Annotated in this window: 6 protein-coding genes; 3 read left to right on the top strand and 3 right to left on the bottom strand. The window is 38.2% G+C overall.

All coding sequences use genetic code 11. From position 1 onward, the window contains the following. Positions 1-449: transposase (locus NEOC65_RS00535; RefSeq protein ID WP_349305277.1), on the top strand; the 449-nt coding region annotated here is incomplete at its 5' end. 214 nt (positions 450-663) lie between these two features. Here NEOC65_RS00535 and NEOC65_RS00530 read toward each other — a convergent pair. From NEOC65_RS00530 to NEOC65_RS00520, 3 genes are all read right to left on the bottom strand, one after another. Next, complete coding sequence (locus tag NEOC65_RS00530) at positions 664-1,005, bottom strand: hypothetical protein (protein WP_213155370.1); 342 nt, start codon at positions 1,003-1,005, stop codon at positions 664-666. Between the two features lie 365 nt (positions 1,006-1,370). Next, on the bottom strand, positions 1,371-9,011 hold the full coding sequence (locus NEOC65_RS00525) for a hypothetical protein (protein ID WP_213155369.1): 7,641 nt from the start codon (positions 9,009-9,011) through the stop codon (positions 1,371-1,373). Beyond that, entirely contained in the window at positions 9,008-9,382 is a 375-nt protein-coding gene (locus tag NEOC65_RS00520) for a hypothetical protein (RefSeq protein ID WP_213155368.1), read from the bottom strand. The genes NEOC65_RS00525 and NEOC65_RS00520 overlap by 4 nt, the downstream gene beginning before the upstream one ends. A gap of 151 nt (positions 9,383-9,533) precedes the next feature. On the opposite strand from NEOC65_RS00520, the gene NEOC65_RS00515 reads away from it, so the two are divergent. Both NEOC65_RS00515 and NEOC65_RS00510 read left to right on the top strand, forming a co-directional pair. Continuing rightward, positions 9,534-9,794 carry a hypothetical protein gene (locus tag NEOC65_RS00515; RefSeq protein WP_213155367.1) on the top strand — a complete coding sequence of 87 codons (261 nt, stop codon included), beginning with the start codon at positions 9,534-9,536 and terminating at the stop codon, positions 9,792-9,794. 29 nt (positions 9,795-9,823) lie between these two features. Then, complete coding sequence (locus tag NEOC65_RS00510) at positions 9,824-10,834, top strand: hypothetical protein (protein WP_213155366.1); 1,011 nt, start codon at positions 9,824-9,826, stop codon at positions 10,832-10,834. Positions 10,835-10,872 lie beyond the last annotated feature (38 nt).

Below are 10,872 nucleotides of genomic sequence, written 5' to 3'. Positions count from 1 at the left end.
ACTCATATGAATTTGGCTGCAAAACTTCGCTAGTCATCACTCATCAAGAAGGGTTAGCTTTAGATGTTAGTGCCATTCATGGCAATCCGTACGATGGGCATACGCTTGAAGAAGCTATTAAGAAAGCTCAACATAATAGCGGCAAGAACATCGAAGTAGCTTTTGTAGATAAAGGTTATCGAGGTCATACGGTAGAAGGCAAAAGCATATTTATTTCTGGGCAAAGAAAAGGCCTTACACAATGGATTAAGTCCCAACTTAAAAGGCGCCAAGCCATAGAACCTCATATCGGCCATATGAAGAATGATGGCAAACTGGGACGCAATTACCTTAAAGGCCGTTTGGGAGATTGTTTTAACGCCATTCTATGTGGAATTGGCCATAACATGCGTTTAATTTACAACTGGCTAATCGCTCAAAATTCTCCCAAGCGTCTTTATTCAGGCTAAAAAAACTCGTTTTCTTCTTTAAATTGCTTTAATGCTCTATCTTGAAGGCTACCTCCTGCTCTAAAACTCTTAATTTTTAGCCAATTTTCATACTCATCAACAAAAATTCTTGGATTTGCAGTTTTTTAACTTAGGTCTAAAAGAAAATTCATAATTTTTCTTTCTAATATGGATGCAATGAATAAATTTTTAAGGTTAATTCAGGTCGAACTAATTAATCTATCCAAAAACCTATTAAACTAAAAGTAAGAAATGCTTGCCAATAATTTACTTTTCTTTCCCATCTAACTACGAGGCGCCTAAATCTTCTTTGCAACCAAGGTATTGCTCCTTCAACTTGCCATCTCATTCTTTTTAAAGTAGAACTAGCCTTCTCAGTCGTTTTCCCGGGCTTTTTCCGCCTATAAATCCAAGGAAAAATTTTTCGTATTAATATCCTATCCCTTAAGCACTTAGCATCGCATCCTTTATCTGCTTCAAATATAGGAAAAAGCTCTAATAAATCTTTTATCTTATCGATGCAATGCTGAACTTGATTGATTAAAGGTTCTGCCATTTGGCGTTCATCTCCATTGGCAGCTGTGTTCTCAAAAGCTACAGGCCAGCCCTTTCCTTCTACTAATCAATGAGTGGTTGTTCCTTTTCCTCTATAGCCTTAAATCAATCTCTTGCCCTCCTCTCTTCCCCGCTAAAAAGACCATCGGCTACTAGGACGTTGCCAATCTAACTTTCCGGCAAGATCAAACCCCTCTTCCTGCCATCATCTCCTCCTTCGTACGAAAGAGAGATGATTATACGTGGCTAATCAAAAAAGTCTATTACTGAGATACATTCAAAGCTATAATTAGATGTTTCTAAAGCTTATTAAGATATTTTCTATTCTTCTGACCTCTTAATTCTTACGAGCTTTTTCTTAAACTATTATTGCTGAACCGAGAATAATTTACAGGCTTCGCTAAGCTCCTGGGTAGTAATGGCTCTCTCTTCAAATAGTAGCTTTAACGCTTGTTCTTTTTGCTCACCGTCAGACAATATTTCTCCATTATTTTCCAGGAAATGTTTTCGTTTCACCCAAAGTTTTAGCATATTAAAGAAGTCTGCCCTAGCAATTTTATCAAGCGTATCTTTAAATCTTAAATATACTTTTTCAAAGCAATATTGAACATACTTGAGCCGTTTGTTATAGTGCGAAAGAATCCAATCTTCTTTTTTCTGCTGCTCGGCCTTTTCCTTCTTGCACAGCAGGTCGTTATATCTATTGCATTGCAATTTAAGAAAAGAAGACAAATCTAAAAAAGTACTTTCCAAATCAAAAAAGGACATATAAGCTTTAATTAAGTTACACGTTCTTTTATTATTTTCAAGCACTTGTCTTTTTGCAGGGTCATCCCAAATTTTTTGAAAAGTCATGCCCTCCACCATACATTGTTTAAATGATCTTGCTCTCCTGCTAGTATTTATGGGTACAGACATACAAACGGGGTAGTTATCTTCCACAAACTTCCAATACATGCTATAAGTCGCAACGTCATCAAAATCGTGATCGGGTAAACTACCGCTGCCGATGATAACAGCTGTAGATTCTCTGGCCTCTACAATGAGACTCTTATAATAAAGAGGTTTGAATGGCTCACCAAATTGTTCTTCCCACTCTTTTAAAAATTTATTCTTGAGCTCTGAGTTTGCCAAAAGTCGCATAAAATTTTCATGTTGTTGTATAGCCTGATTCGTGTCATTTTTTCCGTCAAAGTAAACTCTGGCATTGAAAAGGTGAATCTCCTGGCCGTGGTCAAGGCTACGGGCAAAACTGTCTTCCAAATTGGCGATTTTATACTGCTCTTGAAAATCCTCCATCAGTTCAAGCTGAAGTGCCACCCGGCTTTCACTAATAAAAAGTGAGGAGATATTTTTCCTAAGCGCTTCAAATACCTTTGGACTACTTACCATCCGAAAAAGCCGATCCCATTTCGAATAGTAAAAATTAATTTCCTCCTCAATGCATTGAAAATGGGAAACTTTCCTAGGGAAGAATTTGACCACCAAATACATGGTTAACTCACGTTTTTTCATTAATTGCAACAGAGATTCTTGCATGGCGCTCTCAGGAACGAGAGCTTTAAACTTGTCGCTAAAATCACCAATCACCTGCAGCTTAGTACTGCTGTCCACCTGAAGCGAATTGGTCTCCAGATGAATGCGTTCCAGAAATAGTCGAAAATTATTTACACAGGGAAAGTTGCTCCATTTGAAACCCTCACCGAAATATAAATTATCAAAGACGCACTGAGATATATCGTCCATTTGGGTATAAGATTTTCTCAAACGCTGGCGGTTTTCTTCATAATAGACTTGGGCAACTTGCTGAATTTCTTTATCTACTTTCATCCACTCCAGCATCCATATGCAAAAATTTTCTCCGTGCTGCCGAGAAAAACCAGCTACCATAGTGATAATCTTATCTCCTAAATCTTTTACTTCTTTATCGATTAATTTTTTGACTTCTGGGCCAATGCTGCTTAAACAGGGAGGCTTCTCTCCAAGCTCGGGATCCTTAACTCGAATGCTTTGTACCTGGCTAAATAGCGGCCGATCTAGTCCGTTCTCAGGTTGGAGCTTTTCCTGAATATAAGCCGCATGATGTTTAAGAACACATGCCGCATAATTGGCTAAAAGGATGAGCTCCGAATTGTTGACCGGTGTGGAAGGATCTAAAAGTGACCGTCCATTTAAGAAATCTAGGCGTAAGTTGTCTCTATAGTATAAGCTTTTACCAGTTTCATCGGTCTTCTCCTTCATATATTCCCCGTCCTCCCTAATTATTGGCATGAGCTGCAGTCCATTGCCGTGCTTATCCAGCATAGTAATGAGCGGGCGCTCATCATTGTATGCTTTCGGCAAGCAGACCGGATGGTATGGAACCGCCCCAGGAGGACAAAATCGTTCAAAAAGACAGCAAATCCATTTAAACAATATGCTTTTAGAATAGTGAGCTTGGGCACAAGGCAGCTGATTAGCCAACATCTTGTGGATATAAAAATTCAAATCTGGCTGATCTAAAAATCGCTTTAAATCATTTTGCCCCATCTGAAATTCAAGTACTTTCAAGAAAAATACTAAGTCATGATAAAGTTCGAAATCACCCCGTGTTACCTCAAGGCTAGAGTTGTAGAATACAGATGCCCATGGTTTATCAAGAAAAATTGTATAGGCATCTATGCTGATAATCCAGTTATGTAGTGGTTGTTTCTCCTTTATCATCCTTGTCAGGTAATCTTGTGGTATATATTTTTCGCAAGGAATATTTACACATTCTTTTTCCCAGCCTCCAATAACACTTACTTTGGCATCTAGCTCGTAGTTTAATATTAGCTCAAGCTCCATCACAGCATGAATAAAGTCTATTTTTGACTGCTTCACCTGGCCTGGATAAACCATCACTGCCAAATCGCCAAATGGATGAATATAAGGTTGATAAAGTGTATGTAGTGAAGGGTGTAAGATGTCCATGTTTAAGTTCAAATTCAGGCGGCCTAAATGATTCTCAATATCGAATATCTTTTCTCTGAGATCATGGCTGATCATTGAATTCCGTTTTGGCTTTTCGGCTGATGGAAGGCCAAAGGAAATAGGATTGCTATTAGAAAGGATGCTGTTAGTATCGAATGCCAAATATTCGAGATTCCAACGCATGACGTGAGGAGCTAACATGAGGGGATAATGTGCCATCATTTTCCGCATTATACTGAGCCATAGAAGATGCTGGGGAGATAGGATATGGCGTCCATGCTCCCATAGTGACGGCCGATCGGTAATGAGCTGGGCCAATTCTCCGATGTCCTGCATCTCATACTCGGCGCTCAGAAGATGGATATCCTTGCTTGGCGAAGACGGGTCATTCTCTTCCAATTTTAGAATTTGAGAAAAAGTGGTACCAAGCTTGTCAATTCTACTCGCGAAAAGTTCTGAAAAATGCTTAGCTTTAGCTTGATCACCAACGATTCTGTAAGCAATTTTAAAATAAAAGATCAGCTCGTCTTTTTTATCTTTGAGAGTAGGAAAGGCAGAAAAACACTCCTTTTCCAAAAAGATGTTGAAGGCCTTAATTTTTTCATATCCACGTTCAAAACGTGGTAAATTGCCTAGCTTAAGTTCTCCAAATCCTTTAAGACCCTTCAAATAATCACTAAGATCTTTTTTAGCTACTTTGCGTTTTTCATCATTTTTGATTTCATCGTCAGATGGTAGCCATTGAAGCACTTTGTCTAGCTTCTTAGTCGATAATCGTTGGCAATTAGCTTTTCCTTCGATATTTTTCCAAGCCAATAGCATTTTATGATAATCAGAAGTAGGTTCGTCCAGCCCGGCCCGATAGATATCTCCAAGCAGGGCAACATGGCGCTTTGCTTCAACCCCTGTTTTTTTAAAATGGGGGAGCTGTATAACGTTGAGAGTTAAAGCTTTTTGAACATAAGGTGTGCTAAGTTCAGCCTCGGCTTCTCTGCTCAGCTCATCGACTTTATTTCCAAGATCTGTTTCTATCTGGCTTTCAAAGCTTGACAAAATTTTCATATGAAGTGAATGCAAACTAGGAGTTTCTGCGGAAAACGAATGAGTAATTTGAGCCGTGTTCAGTTTCTTGATAAAATCTTCAGTACTAGTAAAAGCATAACGAGTAAAAATCTTCTTCACTATCTGAAGATCTTGTTTAGCTTTTTCCCTATCGCAAGTCGCAATTTGTCCGATTGTTTCAAATAGCTTTATCAAAGTGGTAAAGTCTGCCTCAACCTGAGCCTGAATGCGAGATTTGCTATATGTGATCTGACCCAAAAACTTGTCTATATTTTCGATAGCAGCAAGGCAAGTACTTTTGCTTTTATTTAATTCCTTGATTAATTCTAATTTACTAGTCAGATCATTTGTTTTACTAATATGATGGTCAATTCGATTGGCTGGAAAAGTTTTTAGATCTTTTTCAAGTTGATTCCAATCAATTCCTGGCGGTACTTCAATAAAATGTTCTTCTACATGGAATTCTTTTAAATACTTTGCAAAAGCACCTTCAGAGCTTGGTTTGCTTTTTCGATCTGTTTTGCCTTTTGAGCCTGTTTTGCTTTTGGCTAATTTTCCAAGAATATGTATGTTAGAATCGTTGATCTCTTCCTTTGGCCAACTTGCACCAATCTTCTTTAATGATTCTTTCATCTTTTCAATGAGTTGTGGAAGATGATAAAGATATTTTAGTTCGACATAGGACTGCAGTAATTTACCGTATATAGTAAGGGATTTATCCTGATTTCTAAAAGTAGCCTCGGAGAATTGAAAAGGATTGGCTTGGCTCAACCGCTGAGACATGAGTTTTTTAAGGGTTTCGTTTTTTTTAGTATCACGTTTGATAATTTCCTTGAGGTCCGTATTGGTTGGATTTTTTCTGTTTTTCTTAGTTTGAATGCTTTCACCCTTTAAAAATACAAATTGATCGGCTAGCCTTTCAAAAGCTCTGGCCAGTTCCTTATTTTTCTTAGGTTCATTGGCTTGGCTTACTGACCTCAATAAACATTTCATCTCAGCAACAGCGCTGTTTTTATTCCGACTTCCTGCGGATGGCAGCAATCTTGTAATGTCATAATCCTTAATTAAGTTTTCTCTTCCAATTCGAAGCATTTCGAAAACCAGAATTTTGTTTTTATCGGCATTGGCCTTAGGGTTGAGATTGGGGCAGGCATATTTCTTCCATATATCTAGGAAATGATTTTCCTCCACATTTTCAAAGCCAAATAATATACGTTTTAAGACGGTCGGCTCTGTATTAAAATTGTCCTTTATTTGGCGCCACGCACTGCGGACTTCACGAAACTGCTCTTGCCCACACAGGCCGCTTAGATTTTTCAGAATCTCAATATCGATTAGTTGCGGTCGCGCTATACAAAGTTTAGGAGTTTGAGTTTGCTGTCTATAAGTATTAATTTCTTTTTCAAGCTGTGGAAGTAGATGTGTCAATAAATCAGCCCATTTTTCCGGCGCTAGCTTTGCGATATCCCAGCTTCGGCTTTTATTGTGATGCAGTTGATTTCTAAGTTTTCCCCAAAGCGGCTTATCTTTCTTTTCGTTAATACTAATCATCAGCGTGGGAAGCTGTTGTCTGGCTTTTTCGCTGAGTATTTTTGAGGCTTCTCCAATAACTTCGATGGTGCGGAATAGAGCTTTAATATGAATGTCATCTTCCCTGAGCCAATTGACAGGGTTTTGCGAATCTAAAGCAGTTTTTACAACCTGAATATTGCGTTCAACCTGTTCCAAGACGAAAGTATCAAAAGCAGGGTAAAACAAAGTTTCGATCTCCTGCAATGCAAAAAGCTTTTCAAGTGCTTCCGATGATAAGGGTGCGGGAGTGTTATTTTCTATATCCTTTAAGGTCACAAATATGGTTGCAAGGATTTCTGCGCTTCCTGAAAATTGAGATACAAGTTTTTGAGATTCCTTATTATCATCGGAACTGAGATTAGGATATTTTGGAAACCTATTGACAATTTGCCGAGAAACATCTTCCAAAAGTAGCCAATGTCGCTCTAAAATGAAACCGTTCCATTTCTCTGAAAATTTCTTTTCTTTCGGAATACTTCCAATTCCCCATGATAATTCTAGCAGGACTTGTAGGGATGCTGATTTAGGATCAGACAATTGTTTACAAAGCTTTATAAGCCCTTCTAATTGCTGCGGTACCACCTCATCTTGAGCTGAATTTTCAGCAATTGCAGAAGGAGAAACCGATAGAGGTAGTAGCTTAGAATCAGACAATTGTTTACAGGGTTGAATACGCCCTTGCAATTGCTGCAAACTTATATTATCTGCATCTGAGTTTTCAATGCCTTTGGAAGGCGAAAGCTGATATACCTGATTTCCAATCTTTTCAAAAGCTTCTTTGCCAACTTTTTTATAGATAAACACTCTGCCGTACTGGCAAATATGACTAGCATCCAGCGAGGCCTGCTCTATCGTAGCTTTTCGCACAGGGCACATGTCGTCTGATAAATACCATATATTATGGCGCTTTAGATAGGCATATTCATGCTGGCTTCGATGGCAATTGACCTGTTGCAATACATAATAGTGCAGAACGCCATCATCAGTAGCCACTTGCATCTGTTCCTGATAAGTCACGTGGGTCTCAAGAGCCTCACCTATCCTGGATTCAAAACTTCCAGACACTTCTAAAATTAATGTTGAAGGGGCGTTGGAAAGAGTTTTAGTAATTGTGATAAGCTTAACATTTGAATACTTTAAATACGTATTCTCACATCCTTCTTTGCGCATGTAAACGGTTGTTGGATCAGTCTCTGAGTCATCAGTTAGAAACTGATTAAGTGCTTGTGAAAGATTGATTTGGCCAGTCTGGCTACTAAGTGGGACGGTAATAGCTGATATATCTGTGCTTGATTTACCTTCTTTATTTACAATGATTAAGCCTATCGGCCCTAACTCTTCTGAACTCAATGTTACTTCTTCAATTTCAGTTGTAGCCACTTCTTCTAAGTTGTAATGACGAGTTTCTACACCTTTAATCAATGTAAAAGTCGGGGCTACGTATTCCAGAACCTTGCCTAAGATATCCATAGGGTCCTCATTCGGTGAAGAATCGCGCCCAATAAAGTTATAGAGTGTTAAGACTGCTTGAATTTGTGATATCTCTTCTAAGCTTACAGCCCCTTCATGACATGCTTGATAATGCACCATTGATCCTTGATTGATCTTATGGATACAGGGCGCTATAACCCCTTGAAGATCGTCTGCGATTTCATTTCTTATTAGATTTACAATCTTGTTAACCATTTGCCGTGTGGTAGATGTTTCTTCACTCTCTTCTTCCTGCTCCATTTGTTGAAGGAGGGGCTCTAAGCAATCGAGAATGGCGCGTTCTCTTTCGGATAAGCTACTGCTGCCTTCTTTTTCTTTCAATTTTGTTAATAATTCATGTCTTTCAGTTATTATTGCTTCTTCCAAAGATTGATGCTTTCGTATTATTTCCCCAATCTTTTCCTTAAATTCATTACTTAAGCTTTTCTTCTCCTCGGCTGCTTGAGGAAAATTGAACAAAGCTTTTAAATTCTCATCGCAAATTGTATTTAACAATACCGCCACATAACATGAATTGGGATTACTGTTATGTGCAATTTTTCCAGGTGCTTCTTCAGGATTAAAGTTGAGACTATCTTCGCAGATTTGAGGGTCCGTAGTCCCCATAACACACATTCTTTCTACCGAGTTAGGGAAAACTAAATTTTTTTCTGAGTCGGATACTTGAAGAATTGCTGCATAATCTATAAGAGCATTTTTAAGCTTATTTACAATGGGAGCATCGGGAAGGGCTAGTACAGAGACATCTTCTAAAAGTTTTGTAAGATGGTCGTAATCCTGTGATGTAAGGGAGTCTGTGTCTTTCTCATTAACTACAAGATTCGGAATATCACTTTTTAAGTCTGAAATGATTGTTCCTAAATTAAATTGTTTAACAAAGGCAGTTGGAATGTAGTAGCCAGGGATAGACGGCGTTGAATGCATCATCATGTTTCTCCTTTAAAGACAATAGCTCGATTTGATTTCAGTTCTTCTAAAATAAGAACAACCTTTTCTTGGAACTTACGTAGGAAGGACACATTTTGTTTTTCACCGTCTACGAAAAAGTCTCCTTGCTCAATATCAAAGACATCTATACTTTTTACCTGTTTGCTTTTCCACGTAAGTCTAAGCAATTTTTGTTGAATAACAAGGCAATAGTATGAATCTTGACCTTCTCTTTTCAGGTTAGTAATAATAAAGCTAGAGGTAGGATCACAATAAGCAGGAAAAAGATTTGTGATCATAGATTTTATTTTTTCAATTCCCTTTATAGAGGGGTGATCATATGCATCAGTTGAGTTCATTTGAGCTTCTTGCATTTACAAATAAGAAAAGTTGTCATATTTACCTACCTCCAAAAAGTTGTCAATAATTAAATATTATTTTTGATTATAGCGGGTGTAAATAAAAGTGTTGGCAAGATAAGGAAGGATTAATACATACTGAAAGTGTAGCAAAAGGAGGTTGCATATGCTTAACGAAGAAGAAGTTAATAATGTAGTAAATCGCTTAAAGAATCATCCCAGCTTATTAGAATCCATTAGAGAATTATTAGATATTACCGAAGGAATTAAAGGGATAGAAGTGGCGGATGATGCTGAATTTGCTCTTATTCCCGAAGTTAGAGGCTTAGGGAAAAAATGCCTTGAGGATTGGGCGAAGCATCAAGTAAATGAACAAGAAGCCAAGGCTCAGGAAATGAAATTAAGAAAGCACTCAAAAAAAAACTAAATTGGCATACAACATTTGGGATAGTAGGCATGAAAGAGAGATGCTTCCTACAAGCAGGAAAATTGATTAGACCCTTTTCCTTGTCTTCTAAGGTTAGATGTAGAGGGTATTCTTTACCGTTAGAGCGAGCAATAACCGACTTTGGAGCAGATATTGCGTTTGGAAAAGTAGGGGAAAAGATGAAGGAGCATTATGGAATTGAAGCTCCTTCTTCTATGGTTAGATTGATTACCCAAAAGCATGCAAGCAAAATAGCTAAGCTAAAAAAAGAAACGTCGAGCCAAGAAGCAATTATTATCAGTGAAACAGATGGGAGTATGGTACCCATTGTGGAGATAGATGAGGCCGACAAACAAGCAAAAAAAGATGCAAGAAAAGCAAGGAAAGTATGTTGGAAAGAAGCCAAACTAAGTTTGGCAAGAGGTAAGGACAGAGCCAACCGCTTTTATGCTGGTAGTATTGGAACGGCAGAACAAGCAGGTCAACAGATGCTAGAATGTGCTTCTTTAGCGGGTCTGAAAGAAGGCAGCTATGTGCATGCCATAAGTGATGGCGCTCCGTGGATAGCTGAACAAGTAAAGCTAAAATTTTGCAATCGAAGCGGTCACTTAATTGATTTTTATCATCTGTGTGAATATTTATCCGAGGCTGCCATTTGGTGCAATATTTTTGAGCCAAAAAAGTGGTTAGAAGAAAGTAAAGAGAAGTTAAAAGCTGGAAAAAGCCGAGAAGTTTTCAAAGAAATTGAAAATAAGTTCAAGGCACTAGATCACCCCGAGCAGGAGAATGGCTTAGTAAAATGCTATAGGTATATGGAAAAAAGACTAGATATGATGAATTATAAAAGCGCTTTAGATAAAGGCTTACCGATTGGGTCAGGCGAGATAGAAAGTAGTCATAGACATGTGGTACAAAAGAGGCTGAAGATAGCGGGAGCTTGGTGGAAGACAGAAAATGCTAATGCGATGCTGAACTTAAGAATAGGTAGATTAAATGGTTATTGGGAAGCTTACTGGAATTCCTACAAAGCTGCAGCTTAAAAAAAATTGCCAACACTTTTGTTTACACCCATTTGCTC

Origin of the sequence: Neochlamydia sp. AcF65 (assembly GCF_018342435.1) — a bacterium.
GTDB lineage: Bacteria > Chlamydiota > Chlamydiia > Chlamydiales > Parachlamydiaceae > Neochlamydia.
The sequence above is the reverse complement of the archived record's forward strand: the minus strand, read 5'-3'. Positions and strand labels throughout refer to the sequence as shown.